The following is a 16506-nucleotide window of genomic DNA, read 5'->3' as shown; positions in this document are numbered from 1 at the left end:
TGCCGTTCGTGAAGCTCGTGGGCCGCGCTGTGTGGAAACAGACTCACAGGAGTCATTCGTGCGCGCTTTCGCGAACTCATGGCACCTCGATTGAGCGCACATCGCTCAGATGCGGCTTGAACGCAAGCAGGTAGCATTTGACTCGGCACACCACGAGCCGCGACTATTGACCGATGTCCAGGTCTCGATTCGGCACTCTAGCTCTCTTCGCCAGCTTGGCGATGCCATTGGTCTTGACGGGGTGTTCGTCCGACGACACGGTCGGCAACGACACATTCGAGGACACCACCGGTGACGGTGACGGTGACGGCGACGGCGACGGCGACCCGACTGGTGACGGCGACGGCGACCCAACCGGTGACGGCGACGGCGACCCAACCGGTGACGGTGATGGCGACGGGGACCCAACCGGCGACGGTGACGGCGACCCAACCGGAGACGGCGACGGCGACCCGGCTGGCGTGTGTGGCGACGGGGTCGTGGGCGGCGACGAGGAGTGCGACGACGGCAACCCCGATGACACCGACGACTGCCTGAGCTCCTGCGTCTCGGCCACCTGCGGCGACGGCATCGTGTGGGAGGGCGTCGAGATGTGCGACGACGGCAACCTCAACGACGACGACGAGTGCACCAACGCGTGCGCGCCCGCCAGCTGCGGGGACGGCGTCGTGCAAGAGGGCGTGGAGATGTGTGACGACGGCAACGACGTCGAGACCGACGACTGCCTGAGCGGCTGCGTGGCTGCGTCCTGCGGCGACAGCTACGTGTGGGAGGGCACCGAGGCGTGCGACGACGGCAACGACGTCGAGACCGACGACTGCCTGGCCGACTGCAGCGCGGCCAGCTGCGGCGACGGGGTCGTGTGGGAAGGCAACGAAGTCTGCGACGACGGTGTCAACGATGGCAGCTACAACGGCTGCGAGATGGACTGCTCGGCGCTCGCCGCCTACTGCGGTGACGGCAACATCGACATGATGGAAGAGTGCGACGACGGCAACAACAACGACGATGATGCCTGCGCGAACGACTGCACCGCTGCGGCCTGCGGCAACAACTGCTTCTCGGAGCAGGGCTGCCTGACCGACGGTGGTCGCTGCATCCGCTTGACCTGCGCCCAGGCCAACAACAGCGCGACGGTCTGTGACAGCTGTATGGGCTGGAACCAGGTCACGTACCAAAACTGGCTCAACGACGGATACTGCCCCGACGTCATCGGCAAGTACCGCGAGCTGTACCAGCACACCACGATGTGCGGCGACTCGAACCTCGAGTGCTGTGCGAGCGCGATGGACTGCCAAGGCGGCGACAACGCGTGGCACTTCCACAATGGCCAGTCCAACTACTTCGTGGGTCCGTGCCTGGGCTGCCAAGGCAACGCCAACTGCACCTACTGGAACAACGTCACGTCGGGCACCTACTCGCGCCTGACTGCCTGCGAAGCGCCCTGACCTTCAGCTTCGGACCCGCCGCGAACAGGCCGGGGTTGTCCCCGGCCTGGTTTTTTCATACCCCTGAGATCGCATCATGAAGCTGCATGTACTCACGAAACAGGTCGTGCTCGGGTTCGCCGTGTGCTCGCTCCTGGCCGCTTGTGTCGAGCCGCCCCAGCCGAGCCAAGACGACGCTGAAGCCGTCGACGCGGGCAAGGCTGCAACCGCGGCCGATCCTCTCGCGGTGATCACCGGTGAGCGCCTGCCAGCCGAATATGACGATACCGCCATCACCCATGGTGCCCCCAAGGGCGCCAAAGTGACGATTGTCGAATACGCCGATTTTGAGTGTGCGTATTGCAAGAAGCTCTCGGACACGGTGGATCACATCGCCGCTCAGCACCCCGACGACGTTCGCGTGGTGTTCAAGCAATTCCCGCTGCCGGGTCACTCGCGCGCGATGCCAGCAGGCGCCGCAGCGCTGGCCGCCGAGGCCCAGGGCAAGGGCGAGGCGTATCGCGCGCGCCTGTTCAAGTATCGCTCGCTGCTGTCGGAGACGGATCTCGACGCCCACGCCGAGGCCGTCGGCATGCCGGACATGGCCAAATTTCGTGCGCAGCGCAGCAGCCCGGAATTGTTGGGCCAGCTCGAGCGCGAGCGTGACGAGGGCGGGCGGGTCGGCGTCACCTCGCCGCCGTACGCGTTCATCAACGGCCGGCCAATCCCGACGGTGCTGTCCCTCGAGGAATTCACCACGCTGGTCGACGAGGAGCTCGCCCTCGCTGATCGCGTGCTCGCTGCCGGAGCCACGCAGGCCGACCTCTACGATCACTACATGCGCTACGCCAGGGCCAGCTGGGTGGATCCTGCCACGGTCGCGCCCCCAGCTGCGCCGGACGAAGCGCCGCAGACCCGCAACGTGGAAGCCGGCCAGTACTACGCGGTCCTCGTCGACGACTCGGCCGCGAGCGGACCCGAAGACGCGCTGGTGACCGTCGTCGCGTTCATGGATCTATCTAGCATCACGTCCAAAGATCTCGCGGCCACGCTCGCCGCCGTGCGCGAGCGTGCGCCGGACGTTCGCGTCGTGTTTCGCCACGTCGTCCCCAAGCAAGCCGAGCGTCAGGTGCTGGCCCGCGCGGGGCTGGTCGCGCTCGCTGCTGATCAGTTCTGGCCGTGGTTCGAGGCGCTCGCCAAGGCCGACGCCGGTGAGCCGGAGGCGAGCGCCCTCGCGGCAGCCCAGGCGATCGGCATCGACGCGGACGAGCTGCGCGCGCGCATGATCGAAGGTCCGATCACCGCCAAGCTCGCGCGAGACCACGCAGCCGCGAGCGCGCTCGCGCTCGAGCGGATGCCGGGCTACTTCATCAACGGACGCTTCGTGGGCATCGACGCCAGCGTCGACGCCCTCATCAGCGCGATCGATCAAGAGCGGGCCCTGGCGCAGAGCTTCCGCAGCGAGCACGCCAACGCCGAAGATCCGTACTACGAGCAGCTCAGCGCGTACCCCTACAGCGTCGCCGACGTGAGTCCACCGCCAGCTGATCACTTCCGCCGCGAGGTCGCGCTCGAAGGCCTGCCAGTCCGGGGGGACCGCAAGACCGCCAACGTTCACATCCTCGAGTGCGCGGACTTCGACTGCGACGCGTGCGAGGTTGGGAACCAGTCGCTGGGCCAGATCGAGCTCGAGTTTGGCGATCGCGTTGCGATCTACTTTCGCAACTATCCCCTGTCGATCCACCCAACCGCCGAGCCGGCGGCCCGGGCCGTCGTCGCGGCCGGCAACCAGGGCAAGTTCTGGGAGATGCACGACTTCTTGTTCGCCAATGATCAGCGCCGTCAGCTGGCGGAGTTCTCGGTCGCGGCGGGCGAGCTTGGTCTCGACGTTTCGCGCTTCGAGAAGGACTTCGCCGCCGACAAGACCGCGAAGCAGGTCGTCGCCGACTACGATGCATGTCGAGCGCTGGGCGTGCGCGGGGCACCGGGGTTCCTGATCAACGGCCGGCTCGTCTCCGGAGCGCTGCCCGTCGAAGGGTTCCGGCAAGTCGTCAACGAGGAGCTCAACGGCGGGTTCGAAGCCGCACAACCCTCGCGGCGATGAGCGACTGCCGATCTGTCCACCCCTCCCGGCGATGCCCAGACGCCAGCGTTTGTGGGCAGACGCGCGCCGCTCACATGCGGACCCGCAGCTCGAGCGTGACGGAGACCTCCGCCCCCGGCAGGCCGTCCCAGGTGGCCGCGACCAGGACGGCGGTCATGCATGCTTGGAGATCCGCAGCCAGGGTGCCGTCGAGCGTCACGAACCCCGTCAGCTGGCCACTCGCGTCGAAGTCGAGGCGAACGAGCACCCGCGTCGTACCCGGCGCTCCGCCGCGCTGCTCGTAGCAGGCCTCGAGCTTGAAGGCGTTGGCCGCGAGGATTCGCTTGAAGGCTCGCTCGTCGACGCCCTGACCGACGCTCAGCTTTTTGACGCGCAGGGTCGCGTCGCGGTCCCAGAGGGCGCGACCGTCGATCGGGTTGGGCAGGGAAGAATCCGTGGACGTCTGCACGAACTCTTGAACGATCGAGGCGCCGACGGTCCCGTGGGCGGGATTGCTGACGTTGGCCCCGTCGACGGTGTAGCGCGACACAGCCGCGCTCGTGCCCGAGAGCGAGATGCCGGCGGCGTCTCGAGACGCTGACGGGGCCAGATCGACGACCGTGGTGAAGTCTCGAGAGTACGAGCTACCAATCGGGAGGCTCCGGGCGCCCGCCATGTCCGCGTTTACGTCCTCGGGGACCTCGACCGGCTGGATCACCCGCTCGGGCCGGCCATCGCCGACGACCCGGCTGCGATCGACGGCGACGAAGCTCGTGTAGGCGGTGACCAGACGGTAGTCGAGGCCGACGCGGGTGATCGCGTCGCGGGCTTGCTCGTGATCGAGATCGCCATCCCACGTCGCCGCGTCCAGCTCTGCGAGCTTGGCCCGGGCCCACAGCGTGGCCAGCACGCGATCGGCGTGGTCGCTGTCGGCGAGGGTGACGGGGATCTCGATCCGCTCGGAGGCGCCGGGCCGCATCGCGGTCAGCCGCGTGGCCGTGCGTCGCTCGCCCCGGTAGCGGCCGAGCATGACCACGCTGCGGCTCGCGAACAGGTTCACGTGCCTGGCCGGGAACACCGCTTCGACGGCCAAGCCGCCCCAGTCGGCGACGAGGTCGTCGAGGATCGGATGATCGACGAGGCGAAAGTAGCCGTCGACCGCGGCGGCCGGATGTTCGCGGTTGCCCACGTATGAGGCGGCCCCATCGCCGGCTTTGGACAATCCGGCGATCAGCTCGCGATTGGGCGAAGAGCCGATCCCAACCCCGAACACCCGCGCCCGCCCGCCGGCCTTGCGGGCGCGCCCGACCAGCTCCGCGGCGGCCGCGAAGATCTGCTGCTCGTTGCCGATAAAGCCGTCGGTCAAGAACATCACGTAGCGGTCGACGCCGGGGCTGAGCTTGGGCGCGAGCGCGGCCTCGACCGCGCCGGCCATCATGGTCCCACCGCCTGCCTCCAACGAGTCGATGAAGCGCTCGGCGAGCACGAGGTTGTGCTCGTTGGCGGGGCGCGGGCTGCCGAACAGCCGCTCGGTCCCGTTCTCGAACCCGATCACGTCGAAGGTGTCGACCGGTCGCAGCCGGCTCAGAGACTCGCGCAGGGTCTGCTTGGCGAGCGCGAGCGGGAGCCCGCTCATCGAACCCGAACGATCGACCACGAACAGGAGCTCGCGCCGACCAACGACCTGATCGAGGTCGAGCGCGGGCGGTTGGACCACCAGCGCGAAGTGGCCGGTGCCGCGCGAGTCAGGCTCGCTGATGAACATCGTCGCGGTGCTGGTGGGCGCGGCGGCGTCCCAGCGGAGCACGAAGTCGCGGTTGGGGATCGTCTGCGCGTCGCGGAGCCGAGCGTCGAAGCCCGAGGCGGTCGAGGACGCGACGATCGAGTGGGTCGGCGCGACGAAGCTCGAGATCGGAGCCCCGGTCTCGACCCGGATCGCCAGCGAGACGTCGTGGCCGGTCCGGTCGCCCTCGCCAAGGATCGGTGGCGTGATCCGGGCGGCGTCGGACACGACATCACCAGGCGGGATGAATCGCGGTCCGACCACCATCGGGAACACGAATTCGTAGCTGCCCCCATCCTGAGTGAGCGTCTGCAGGTACGAGATCTCGACCTCGATGGTCTCGCCTGGCGCGACGTTGGTGACCGACTGCGTGAAGATGTTGGGCCGCTCCTGCTCGAGCAGCGCCGCCGTGTGGCCGGTGCGGCGGGCCTCCTCGTAGGTCTGGCGGGCGCGCTCGCGGGTCTGGACCTCGCTCTCGATCGTGCGCTCACCAATGACCATGCGCATGTCGTCGACCGCGGCGTTCTCGGGCAGCGGGAACGTGTAGGTGACCTCGATCGGGTGCGTGCGGTCGTTGTGGAATCGCTGGTGGACCCGGACCTGGGCGACGAAGCCGATCACGTGGGCGTTGACCGAGGTGTGCTCGAGCGGCAGCGTCGACTCGTGTTCGCGGCGATCGGCGACCACCAAGCGCGGCAGCTGGCCGGGATCGGTGTAGGCGAACATGCCATCGGAGGGCTCGCTCGCCCGTCGCTGTGGTCCGAAGTCGGGCGCCGCTTCCGGTGTTGTCGTTGCGATGTCGGGCTCTGGCGTTGTCAGCTCGCCGCCGCTGGTTCGGCAGCCGAATACGAGAAACAAGGCCAAGAGCGAGAACAGGACAGGCCTGGGAAAGCGGACCACGCTCAGCAATGCGGCGTGGGCCCGGGGCTTTCACGTTTCACGCTCGTGTTGCAGGCGCGCGGGGCTCTCGGAATCTAGGCCGGGACGTAGGTCAGCCGGATGGCCTCTCCGCCGATCCGCTCGTGGGCCACGAGGCGCAGCGGCGGGCGGGGCCCGGCGAAATAGGGCTTGCCGCCCCCGGTGACGGCGGGATGCAGGTATATGCGGTACTCGTCGATCAGCCCCCAATCGCCCAGGCTGCGGGCCAGCTCCGGGCCGCCGACCTCCATCTCTCCGTCGATCTCCGCCTTGAGCCCCCGCACCGCGTCCTCGACGTTCTCGCTGATCAGGGTGGCGTTGGGACCAACTGATTTCAGCGTGCGAGAGACGACCCACTTATGGTGACCGCGCCAGGCCTCGGCGAACTCGCGGTTTTCCGCGGACCAATCCGGATGGTCTTCGTCCCAATAGCGCATGACCTCGTAAAGGCGGCGACCGTAGAGGCTGCCAGCCTGTTCGCGCACCTGGTCAATGAAGTGGCGGAACAGCACGGCGTCCGGCCCGAATGCGTCGTGATCGACATAGCCGTCCAGCGACTGGTTCATCCCGAACACGAGGCGCGCCATCTCAGACGCCCCCGGCCAAGGCGGGGTCGGCCGCCTCCGCCGCCCTGAACGGCGCCAGTTGGTCGGTCAGGGCCCGCTTGAAAGCCGGCCGCGCCTCGTTGCGGGCGACGTAGGCCGAGAGTGCAGGGAAGTCGGCGAGGATGTCGGTGTGGCGCAGATCCCTCAGCACATGGGTCATCAGGATGTCGGCGGCGCTGAAGCGGTCGTTGGCGAACCAGTTGCGATCGCCGAGCGCGGCCTGGAGTTCGCCGAGGCGTTTGCGCACCATCTCTTCGACGTCCGGGCGGCGTTCCTTCGCCCACGCCTTCTCAGCGTGGAACAGGTCGATACCCGCCAGCTGGGCGACGAAAGGCTCCACAGTGTTGGAGGCGGCGAACAGCCACGTCAGCACCATGGCGCGGCCGCCCTCGTCAGCGGGCATCAGCGCGTCCGAGTTCTGGGCGATATAAAGGACGATCGCGCCGCTCTCGAACATCTGGACCCTGCCGTCGCTGAACGCCGGCACCTGCCCGAACGGCTGACGAGCTCGATAGGCGGGCGTTGCCTGATCCTCGAAGCCGATCAGATCGTCGTCATAGCCGAGCCCGGCCTCCTCGAGCGCCCAGCGCACGCGGATGTCGCGGACCGAGCCTTGCGCGAAGGGTGGCACCCATTTGAAAGCAGTGACCTTGATCATCCGTCTGCGTCGCTTCGTGTTTTGACAGGCCGCTCTCGCGCCCCGCAGGTTGATATTTACGTTGATATCAACATACTCTCGGTCATGTCAAGCCCGGCTGCCTATGCGACCACAATCCACATCCGCGACCATTGTCTCTGCCTGCACGCGCAGCGGGCGGCGCGGACGTTGGCGCGGCGCTTCGACGACGCCTTCCGGCCGATCGGTATCACCAGCGGCCAGTTCTCGCTGATCAACGGCCTGAACCGCCCCGAACCGCCGACCATCGGCGCGGTTGCCAGCCTGCTGGCCATGGACCGCTCGACGGTGACGGCGAACCTCAAGCCGCTAGAGCGGTCCGGCCTGGTCGTGGTGTCGATCGACCCGCGAGACCGCCGCGGACGCCGCGCGGCCCTGACTGACGCGGGCCGGGCGGTGCTGGCCCGGGCGACACCGATCTGGGTGGCTGAGCACGCGCGCGTGGAGGCCGAAATCGGCGACGGCGACGCGTTGCGGGCGGGTCTGCGCGCCGTCGCCTGAGATCGGTGGGCCGCCAGCATCCGCACCGCCATGCCGATCATCATCAGGTTCTCGGTCAGCGACACGAAATTCAGCGGCACGTTCGACGAGCCGCCGACGCAGGCGCATTTCAGCTGGCGCCTTCGACGCAATCCAGGCTCCGAAGAACCTCCTCGAGCCCCGACTCGCCGGCCCTCGATTCGTCGAGCTACGCACGGCTCGCCGAGGCGGCGGCGCCCGAGGCGAGCGAGCTCTGGGCTCACGTGATCGATACGCCCGCGTCGTGGCACATCTGCGGCATGACGCTCGACACTCCCCTCCGGTTGGCGGCCCCCGTGCTGTCGCTGCTTCTGCTCGCGCCCGGCCTGACCGCCTGTACGGGCGATGAGGTCGAGGACGACACGAGCAACGGTGACGCCGAGCCCCAGTGGCCGATGGCGGAGTCCGAGGTCGAGCGTGAGGTCGACCCCCAGCTCACTGCGGACGAGACCGCGTCGATCGCCGATGATCAGCTCGCGCTCGCGCTCGACCTCTATCACGTCCTGCGCGAGGGGGATCTGAGCGGGAAGAGCTTCTCGGTCTCGTCCTACAGCATCTCGGCCGCGTTCGGCATGCTCTACGGCGGCACGGTCGGCCAGGCCCGCGAGCAGATGGAGTCGACGCTGCATTTCTCGCTCGGCGACGAGCGCCAACACGTGGCGCACAACTGGCTCGACAAGCAGCTCGCGGCGCGCAACATCGAAGGCGTGACCGACCCTGACTTCATGGCCGAGCCGGTCGTCCTGAAGACCGCCAACGGGGTGTGGTTGGACAAGACCCAGCGCGACGGGCTCGTGCCGGACTACCTCGATCTGCTCGCGCGCCACTACGGCACGGGCATCCGCATCGCCGACTTCCAGGGCAACGCCGAGGGCGAGCGCGACGGCATCAACCTGTGGGTATCGCATCGGACCAACGAGCTGATCCCCGAGCTGATCCCCGACGACGTCATCACGCCAGATACGACCATGGTGCTGGTCAATGCCCTGTATCTCAAGGCGCCCTGGGACCAACAGTTTACCGAGGGTGCGACCAGCAAGGCGCCCTTCACAAAGCTCGACGGCAGCACCGTCGAGGTCGACCTGATGCACAACCCGGTGATGTCCGGGCTCTACGCCGAGGGCGAAGACTTCAGCGCGTTCGCGGCCCCGCTGCGCGGCTCGGCGCTGGAGGTCGTGTTCGTGGTCCCCGACGACTTCACCAGCTTCGAGGCTGCGCTGGACCCCTCGACAGTCGCAAACATGCTGTCGAGCCTCGAGTACACCGTCGTGGACACCTACGTGCCGCGCTTCGAGCTCGAGAGCGACGTCCCGCTGACCGCGGTGCTGCGCGACGACCTCGGCATGCTCGCGCCCTTCGTCGATTCGAGCTCGTTTGACGACATTGTCCCGCAGCTCGGGGTGATCACGGACGTGCTCCACAAGACCGTGATCAAGGTCGACGAGAAGGGCACCGAAGCTGCGGCGGCGACGGCGATCGTCATCGGTGAGGACGGTGGGGACTACGAGGAGCCGAGCGCGGTGTTTCGCGCGGACAAGCCCTTCATCTTGATGATCCGCGACGCGCCAACCCAGAGCGTGCTGTTCTTCGGCCGCGTGCTCGAGCCCTGAGCGACGGTGGCGGCCGCGTGAGGGCCAGGCTGCGCCCGCAGCCTGGTCCAAGCCGAGCCCAGAAATTCACTTGGCTGACGATCTCTGGATCTGCGCCCGCACACGCGGGCGCCTGATCGTGGTCTGAACGAATTCGGCCGCGGGCGACCACCACGGCATGATTGGATTGAATCATGACTACAGCGTGCGGCTCGTGGCGCTCGCGGTCGCGCTTGGGGCGAGCTGGACGGTCGACTCATTGGGCAACTCGGCTGCGCCCGTTCTCGACACACGGCGGCGTCGAGCGGTGGCCGCAAGCGGGGCCGATCCTCCGGGCTGATCGAGTGGTGCTCGCGACCGGGTTCTCGCGGGTCCGACCCGGCGTCTGGCTCGACCAAGCCATCGCGCGGCTTGGGTTGCTGCCGGATGTCCTGGTTGGCGGTGAACCGTCGACCGACCGCGATCGGCTGAGCCCGAACAACTCAACGTGCAATTTAATTGCATTTCTGAGAGGCTTTCACTGCGAACAGCAGGAGCTCTTCATGGCCCCCGTGACCCGACAAAAAAACATCCTCGCGCCGAGCGGTCCAGCAGGTCTCTTGGCTCTACTGCTCACGGCCTGCACGTCCAGCCAAGAGAGCAGCGGGCAGGCTAGGGCTTCCCCGAGACGTGTTGGACCGGAGGTCGCGAGTGTGACCCCCGGACCGCTGAGCCATGCGCTGCCGGGGAGACCTGTGACATCGGCAACGCCGACGGCATGTTGGTCCTGACCTGCTTTCCGCCCCCGAACACGGCGCAGCTCGGCGACGCGTGTGACCTTCACAATGGACGTTTTGCAGCGCTGGCCTGGTCTGCTGCTCGAACCACTGCCACAGCAGTCATTGCCACTGATCTGACCGTCAGGGCGGCGTGTAGCCGAACAGCTTGGACAGATCGGGTGGCTCGTCCTGCCATCGGCGCCAGCTGGCCGCAAAGGTCGCGTAGTCCGTGTCGACGTGCTTGACGATGAGCACCATCGGCAACACGTAGCGACGGATGACGGTCTCGCTGTCGCTGCGCAAGACGTCCGGCTCGGCGAGAGCCTTCCGTGCCTGAACCAACCAGGGCGAGGGCGTCGTGGAGTGGTAGCGCTCCTCCATGAAGTAGCGGAACGTGTCGCACAACCCCTCTCCCCATCGCTCATTGTCGCCACGATGCAGCGCGCTGCCGTGGAAGGCCCCGTGGAACGCCTCGTGATAGACCACCCCAATGTCGTCGCTCTGGACGGGGATCTCGATGACCCCGCTCACGTGCCAGAGCGCGACGCCGGACCCGCGGACGAGCGTGGGGCGGATGCGGTCGCCGGGGCGCAGCGCGTCGATGGCCACCTCCGCGCGCTGGAAAGCGGTGTAGAAGGCGTCGCGGATGGCGGGGTCCGGCCACTCCGGAAGGAAGGCCGACAAAGGCAGCCGTGGCGCGCAACCATGGGCACCGAGCAGCGTGATGATCTCGCCACGGGCCGCGCTCAGCTCGCCCTGGGCCTTGCCGAGGTCGGCCTCGAGCGCCTCGTACTTCTTTGCGCTGACGCAGCCGCTGGTGATCACGAGGGTAGCCGCGAAACACAGCGGGCCGGCGATGAACGAGTTGCTTCGGCTCATCTTGCGAGTATACGAGGGTCGTCTACGGAAAAATCGCCGGGCCGACGGACCCCCCATCCGTCGACCGGCCGAGGGCACTTGGCCCTCTACATCATTCACGCAAAGGCGGTCCAGGACTCGTTCGGATCGGACTCGATGTCGGCCTCCATGAGCAACTTCGCGTCTCACCTGGTCGAGCTCACGGTTCGAGACATGGCGAAGCCAACGCAACCTGTTGGGATCGCGGCGCTCAGGCTGCGAACTTCAGCTCGAGCTGGCCAGGAGCGGCGGCCTCGGCCGTGGTGGTGGCCTCGGTCCGAGCCGAACGGTGGCGAGGACCTGGGCAATCGCGTCACGGTCGCCGCAGCCTGATCCAAGCCGAGTCCAGATATTCATTTGGCTGACGATCTCTGGATCTGCGCCCGCACACGCGGGCGCCAGGTCGTGGTTTGAACCGATTTCGGCCGCGGGCGACCACCACGGCATGATTGGATTGAAGCATGACTACAGCGCGCGCCTCGTGGCGCTCGCGGTCGCGCTTGGGCTGGCCACTGCACCGCTCGGCCGCGCCTGGGCGGGGTCGCCCAACCCCAGCGCGGAGCTGAGCCCGAGCGACGGCCACTTCATCGTGGCGCCGCCCGAGGGTGACCCACAGGTGGAGGGGCCCCATGCGCTGAAGATCGCGGACAGCGAGCACACGGATGACGCGGATGACGAGTCCACTGAGCTCGAGGCGGAGCCCGAGACACCGCCCGCGCCGACCATCGATCCGCCGCTCGACCCGCCGCTCGACTTCGGTCCCCGCCTGGTCGACACCAAGCGCCCCAACGCAGGCACGGGCATGATCGCGATCGGCAGCGTGAGCATGGTGGGGAGCTTTGCGATGGCCGTCACCGCGATGGCCGGCCCCGGCTGGTTCGAGGTCGATCGCAAGCGCGCGGTGGTGATCGGTGCGTCGGCGATCCCACTCGGCCTGTTCAGCGTAGCGATGCTGGTCCACGGCAGCCGAGCGAGCAAGAAGTACCGTAGCTGGGCCAGCCGCAACCAGCTGAACCCGCCCGACACGGGCACAGGCATGATGGTCGGTGGCGCCGTGCTTGCCGTCGGCTTCGCAGCGCCCGCTGTCTACACCGCGCAGGTCGCGATCGAGCGGCCGGGCGACGCGATCCGCCAGTGGGCCCCAACGGCGCTGCTGGGCAGCCTCTCGCTCGTGGGTGTGGGACTGCTCGCGGGCGGCATGTTCAGGCGCTCGAAGTTCAAGACCTGGGAGCGGACGGGCTATGTGCTGCCCGGGACGATGGCGATGAAAGGCGGCGGCGGCTTGTCGATCTCGGGCCGGTTCTGATCGACAGGGCGTGATGCCATGCACACCGCGGCGTCGGGTGGCTTGACCCCGCGAGATGGGCTCACGACCATCGCTCGGATGCGCAGCTACGACTACGTCATTGTGGGTGGTGGATCGTCCGGCTGCGTGGTCGCGGCCCGCCTGGCCACGGAGAGCGACGCGCGGGTGCTGCTGCTCGAGTGTGGTGACCGCGGCGAGCAGAACCCCGAGACCCTGACCGTCGACGGCTACAAGCAGGCGTTCATCAACGACCGGGTGATGTGGCCCAAATACACGACGCCGCAGCCTCAGTGCATGAACAAGTCGATGTTCGTGGGCAGCGGCCGCGGGCTGGGTGGCAGCGGGGCGATCAACGCCATGGTCTACCTGCGCAGCTCGGTCTCGGACTTCGACGACTGGCAGCTGCCGAGCTGGCGCTGGTCCGCGCTCGAGTCGGCCTACGAAGGGCTCGAGCGGGTGCTCGATCCACACCGCCGCGACCCCACCGAGTTCACGCAGGCGTGCATCGAGGCCGCGGTCGAGGCCGGGTTCACGCGCGCGACGGATCTCAACAATGGCGACCTCGACGGCGTGCTGGGCTACGAGTGGATGAACTACCGGGGCGAGCAGCGGCGCAGCTCCTATGTGGCGTTCTTGCAGCCAGCGCTGGACCGGCCCAACTTGCAGGTTCACACGAACGCGGTGGTCGAGCGGATCGTGATCGACAGCGAAGGCCGTGCGTCGGCGGTGGAGTACAGCGTTGGCGGCAGCCGCCAGTGCGTCGCGGTTGGCAAGGAGGTCGTGATGTGTGCAGGCGCCGTCGAGACCCCCAAGCTCTTGATGCTGTCGGGGATCGGCCCAGGCGCGCAGCTGCGCCGCCACGGGATCGACGTTCGGTTTCATCAGCCCGCGCTCGGTGAGAACTTTCAAGATCACCCGAACGTCGCGCTGTTCTATCGCGGCCGTCGTGACGTCGACGCCAAGTATCCGCAGCTCTACGGGTTTCACCGGGCCAACTCAGCCAGCGACCTTCGCCCGAACCAGCCCGACACTTGCTATGTGTTCTACCCGGCGCGCTCGAGCCTGCGCGAGATGATGATGCGAATGTTGCCGACGCTGGTGTTGCCGCCCGCGCTGCGCGAGCGGCCGCCGCTGGCCCAGGGCGTGCGCAATGGCGTGTCGCTGGCGTTTCGGAGCAAGCGACTGCAGCGTGTGGTGGCCCAGCTGTATGGCATGATCGTGATCCTTGGCAAGCCCAAGAGCCGCGGCACCGTCAAGCTTGGGGGGCCGCGGGCCAGCGATCCAGCGTTGATCGATCCGGCCTATTTTAGTGATCCCGAGGATCTCACGACATTGGTCAAGGGTGTCGAGCTGGCCCGGCGGGTCACGGGGGCCCAGGCGTTGCGCGACTGGGGCGCGACCGAGCTGTTTCCGGGCAGGTGGGCGCGCTCGACCAAGCTGCTCGAGGGCTTCGTGCGCGCCAACGCGATGACGACCTATCACTTCGCGGGGACGGCCGCGATGCGCACCAGCGATCGTGGCGTCGTCGATGAGCGGCTGCGGGTGCGTGGGGTCGAGGGGCTGCGGATCGCGGATGCCTCGGTCATGCCGGTCGTGCCGGTCTCGGCGCTCAACGGACCGAGCATGCTGATCGGCTACCGCGCGGCGGACTTGCTGTTGGGCGACGGGTGAGCGCTGTTGGGCTTCTCGCGCAGGAACTGCCGCAGCGATCGCTCCAGTCGTGGCGTGGACGGACGCTCGAGTCAGACCATGCTCAGGTCACGACCGTAGCTGTATGGCCGCCGCTCCACACTTCGAGGCCCCAGAATCGTCGCTCGCACGGCGACGCTTCGTCGCTGGTGTGTCGAATTTGGCGATTCTCTCGCTGATGCCGATCTCGGCCTGCCGTGAGCAGGACGAGGATCGTGGCTACAGCGCCTCCGAGCGGTTCTATCTGCTGTCTGTGCTGCTCACCGGCTTTGACGATCTCGACGAGGCCCTCGCTGAGCTCTACCTCAGCAGCATCGAGGCCGACCCCGATCACAGCGCTGCGCTCGCGCGACTCTATGAGGCCGCCGGGTTCTACACCGATCCCCCCTCGAGCTTCGCGCAGCTCGAGGCTGCTGGAGTGTTCGAGCGCGAGGTCGAAGCGACGATCGCCGATAGCATCACCATGATCTGGTACTCGGGGGTCTACATCGCAGCGGACTCCGGCGAGCCGCTGGTCGCCACCCACCTCGAGGCCCTGAGCTGGCGGGCCCTGAGCTACACCCGTCCGCCGAGCGTGTGCGGCGGCGCCCTCGGATATTGGGCCCTGGCCCCAGGGATCTGACCATGGCTGAACAACGAAGCGCAGACGTGATCATCGTCGGAGCTGGCATCGCCGGTATGACCACCGCCCATAGACTCGCGCAGGCCGGCGTCAGCGTCATCGTCCTCGATGCGGGCCCACGAGTCGATCGGGCGCAGGCATTGCAGACCTACCGGAGCGCGCTGGTCAAGATCCCCGAGTCGCCGTTCCCCATGGCCGAGCACGCGTCGTACCCCACGACCACCGACGTCGGCGCGGACGTCTACTACGTGCAAGACGGGGCCGATCTGTTCAAGAGCGCCTACCTGCGCGTGGTCGGGGGCACGACCTGGCACTGGCTGGGCATGACGATCCGCCTGCTGCCCTGCGACTTCACGCTATTTAGCCAATTCGGCGTGGGCAGAGACTGGCCAATTGGCTACGACGAGCTCGAGCCCTGGTACATCGAGGCCGAGCGCGAGCTCGGCGTTGCCGGGGAGGGCGATTTGGGGTCGTGGCGCGGCGCCCCCTATCCGATGAAGCCGATCCCGCTGTCCTATTCGGACCTGGAGATCAAAGCGGCGATCGGCGCCCTCGAGCACGAGGTCACGATCAATGCCCAGGCTCGCAACACCACCGACTACGACGGCCGGCCAGCTTGCTGCGGCGCCAGCTCGTGCATCCCGCTGTGTCCGATCGTCGCCCGCTATGACGCCTCGGTGCACGTCGCCAAGGCCGAGGCCGCTGGCGTCGAGATCATCGAGAACGCGGTCGCCTACCGGATCGAGGTCGACACCCAGGGCGAGGTCGCGGCGATCCACGCCCGGCGCCCCGACGGCGCCGAATTGGTCGCCACCGGCCGGCTCTACGTGCTCGCTGCCCACGCGATCGAGACACCCAAGCTCCTGCTCATGTCACGAACCGACGCGCTGCCCGAGGGCGTCGCCAACCACAGCGACCAGGTCGGCCGCAACCTCATGGACCACCCGATCCAGCTGAGCTGGGCCGTCGTCGACCGGCCGCTCGGCCAGTACCGCGGCCCCCTCTCGACCGCCGGGATCGACGGGACCCGGACCTTGGCCAGCCGCGACACCCGGGCCGGCTTTCGTGTCGAGTTTGGCAATGACGGCTGGACCTGGCCGGTGGGCAGCCCGGCCCAGCGTGTGCCCGAGCTGCTCGCACGAGGTCTGCGCGGTCCGGCCCTCGCCACGGCCCTCGCCGCGCGCTGCTCGAGGGAGTTGCGCCTGTCGAGCATGGCCGAGCAGCTGCCTGATCCCAACAATCGTGTCGTCCCCGACTTCGACAGGCTCGACGCGTTTGGGCTCCCGCGTCCGCGGATCAGCTACCAGGTCGACAGCTACACTCGCTCGGGCATGGACGACGCGCGGGCCGTCCACGACCAGATCTTCAGCGCGCTCGGTGGGGCAGAGGTCCAACATGGTGAGGCGTACGCCGGGGCCGGGCACGCGATGGGCACCTACCGGATGGGCGCGGATCCAACGAGCTCGGTGGTCGACGCCGATCTGCGTGCCCATCAACACCCCAATCTGTTCATGCTCGGCAGCGGGACCTTTCCGACCGGTGGCACCGCCAACCCGACACTGACGATCGTCGCGCTGGCGCTGCGGGCGTCGGCGACGATCATCGAAGATCTGCCCAACTGGTGAGCGCGAGTC

12 protein-coding genes and 1 pseudogene are annotated in these 16506 nt (G+C 67.6%); 8 read left to right on the top strand and 5 right to left on the bottom strand.

What is annotated here, in order from left to right:
- Nucleotides 1–221: 221 nt before the first annotated feature.
- Both ENSA7_RS02660 and ENSA7_RS02655 read left to right on the top strand, forming a co-directional pair.
- Entirely contained in the window at nucleotides 222–1448 is a 1227-nt protein-coding gene (locus tag ENSA7_RS02660) for a DUF4215 domain-containing protein (RefSeq protein WP_244923691.1), read from the top strand.
- 76 nt (nucleotides 1449–1524) lie between these two features.
- Nucleotides 1525–3531, top strand: a complete 2007-nt coding sequence (locus tag ENSA7_RS02655; protein ID WP_106087611.1) for a DsbA family protein — start codon at nucleotides 1525–1527, stop codon at nucleotides 3529–3531.
- Nucleotides 3532–3601: 70 nt separating this feature from the next.
- Here ENSA7_RS02655 and ENSA7_RS02650 read toward each other — a convergent pair whose 3' ends face one another.
- The 3 genes from ENSA7_RS02650 to ENSA7_RS02640 form a co-directional block, all read right to left on the bottom strand.
- Nucleotides 3602–6019 (bottom strand): VIT and vWA domain-containing protein, encoded by a 2418-nt coding sequence (locus ENSA7_RS02650; protein ID WP_146157252.1) that lies wholly within the window; start codon nucleotides 6017–6019, stop codon nucleotides 3602–3604.
- 248 nt (nucleotides 6020–6267) lie between these two features.
- On the bottom strand, nucleotides 6268–6798 hold the full coding sequence (locus tag ENSA7_RS02645; protein WP_106087609.1) for a dihydrofolate reductase family protein: 531 nt from the start codon (nucleotides 6796–6798) through the stop codon (nucleotides 6268–6270).
- Between the two features lies 1 nt (nucleotide 6799).
- Nucleotides 6800–7474, bottom strand: a complete 675-nt coding sequence (locus ENSA7_RS02640) for a glutathione S-transferase family protein (RefSeq protein ID WP_106087608.1) — start codon at nucleotides 7472–7474, stop codon at nucleotides 6800–6802.
- 84 nt (nucleotides 7475–7558) lie between these two features.
- On the opposite strand from ENSA7_RS02640, the gene ENSA7_RS02635 reads away from it, so the two are divergent.
- Nucleotides 7559–7993 carry a MarR family winged helix-turn-helix transcriptional regulator gene (locus ENSA7_RS02635; protein WP_106087607.1) on the top strand — a complete coding sequence of 145 codons (435 nt, stop codon included), beginning with the start codon at nucleotides 7559–7561 and terminating at the stop codon, nucleotides 7991–7993.
- An 8-nt stretch (nucleotides 7994–8001) separates the two neighbouring features.
- Here the strand turns inward: ENSA7_RS02635 and ENSA7_RS46050 are convergent.
- Nucleotides 8002–8115, bottom strand: a pseudogene (locus tag ENSA7_RS46050) (glutaredoxin); the annotation flags it as partial.
- A 156-nt stretch (nucleotides 8116–8271) separates the two neighbouring features.
- On the opposite strand from ENSA7_RS46050, the gene ENSA7_RS02625 reads away from it, so the two are divergent.
- The gene (locus ENSA7_RS02625) at nucleotides 8272–9621 is read left to right on the top strand and encodes a serpin family protein (RefSeq protein WP_106087606.1); all 1350 of its coding nucleotides are present in this window, start codon (nucleotides 8272–8274) and stop codon (nucleotides 9619–9621) included.
- Nucleotides 9622–10499: 878 nt separating this feature from the next.
- On the opposite strand, the gene ENSA7_RS02620 is transcribed toward ENSA7_RS02625, so the two are convergent.
- The gene (locus ENSA7_RS02620) at nucleotides 10500–11183 is read right to left on the bottom strand and encodes a hypothetical protein (RefSeq protein WP_146157251.1); all 684 of its coding nucleotides are present in this window, start codon (nucleotides 11181–11183) and stop codon (nucleotides 10500–10502) included.
- Between the two features lie 517 nt (nucleotides 11184–11700).
- Here ENSA7_RS02620 and ENSA7_RS02610 point away from each other — a divergent pair.
- The 4 genes from ENSA7_RS02610 to ENSA7_RS02595 all read left to right on the top strand — a co-directional run bounded on the left by ENSA7_RS02610 (nucleotide 11701) and on the right by ENSA7_RS02595 (nucleotide 16497).
- Entirely contained in the window at nucleotides 11701–12561 is an 861-nt protein-coding gene (locus tag ENSA7_RS02610) for a hypothetical protein (RefSeq protein ID WP_146157250.1), read from the top strand.
- 18 nt (nucleotides 12562–12579) lie between these two features.
- Entirely contained in the window at nucleotides 12580–14232 is a 1653-nt protein-coding gene (locus ENSA7_RS02605; protein WP_106087602.1) for a GMC family oxidoreductase, read from the top strand.
- Nucleotides 14233–14335: 103 nt separating this feature from the next.
- Complete coding sequence (locus ENSA7_RS02600) at nucleotides 14336–14872, top strand: sugar dehydrogenase complex small subunit (RefSeq protein WP_106087601.1); 537 nt, start codon at nucleotides 14336–14338, stop codon at nucleotides 14870–14872.
- Nucleotides 14873–14874: 2 nt separating this feature from the next.
- Nucleotides 14875–16497 carry a GMC family oxidoreductase gene (locus ENSA7_RS02595; RefSeq protein WP_106087600.1) on the top strand — a complete coding sequence of 541 codons (1623 nt, stop codon included), beginning with the start codon at nucleotides 14875–14877 and terminating at the stop codon, nucleotides 16495–16497.
- Nucleotides 16498–16506: the final 9 nt, after the last annotated feature.

This window comes from Enhygromyxa salina (assembly GCF_002994635.1).
In the GTDB taxonomy this organism is placed as follows: Bacteria; Myxococcota_A; Polyangia; order Nannocystales; family Nannocystaceae; genus Plesiocystis; species Plesiocystis salina_B.
The sequence above is the reverse complement of the archived record's forward strand: the minus strand, read 5'-3'. Positions and strand labels throughout refer to the sequence as shown.

What these genes read in the sequence shown, in the direction of transcription:
- ENSA7_RS02660 (WP_244923691.1), top strand. Translation starts at nt 222, where the DNA reads ATGCCATTGGTCTTGACGGGGTGTTCGTCCGACGACACGGTCGGCAAC.
- ENSA7_RS02655 (WP_106087611.1), top strand. Translation starts at nt 1,525, where the DNA reads ATGAAGCTGCATGTACTCACGAAACAGGTCGTGCTCGGGTTCGCCGTG.
- ENSA7_RS02650 (WP_146157252.1), bottom strand. Translation starts at nt 6,019, where the DNA reads ATGTTCGCCTACACCGATCCCGGCCAGCTGCCGCGCTTGGTGGTCGCC.
- ENSA7_RS02645 (WP_106087609.1), bottom strand. Translation starts at nt 6,798, where the DNA reads ATGGCGCGCCTCGTGTTCGGGATGAACCAGTCGCTGGACGGCTATGTC.
- ENSA7_RS02640 (WP_106087608.1), bottom strand. Translation starts at nt 7,474, where the DNA reads ATGATCAAGGTCACTGCTTTCAAATGGGTGCCACCCTTCGCGCAAGGC.
- ENSA7_RS02635 (WP_106087607.1), top strand. Translation starts at nt 7,559, where the DNA reads ATGTCAAGCCCGGCTGCCTATGCGACCACAATCCACATCCGCGACCAT.
- ENSA7_RS02625 (WP_106087606.1), top strand. Translation starts at nt 8,272, where the DNA reads ATGACGCTCGACACTCCCCTCCGGTTGGCGGCCCCCGTGCTGTCGCTG.
- ENSA7_RS02610 (WP_146157250.1), top strand. Translation starts at nt 11,701, where the DNA reads ATGATTGGATTGAAGCATGACTACAGCGCGCGCCTCGTGGCGCTCGCG.
- ENSA7_RS02605 (WP_106087602.1), top strand. Translation starts at nt 12,580, where the DNA reads ATGCACACCGCGGCGTCGGGTGGCTTGACCCCGCGAGATGGGCTCACG.
- ENSA7_RS02600 (WP_106087601.1), top strand. Translation starts at nt 14,336, where the DNA reads ATGGCCGCCGCTCCACACTTCGAGGCCCCAGAATCGTCGCTCGCACGG.
- ENSA7_RS02595 (WP_106087600.1), top strand. Translation starts at nt 14,875, where the DNA reads ATGGCTGAACAACGAAGCGCAGACGTGATCATCGTCGGAGCTGGCATC.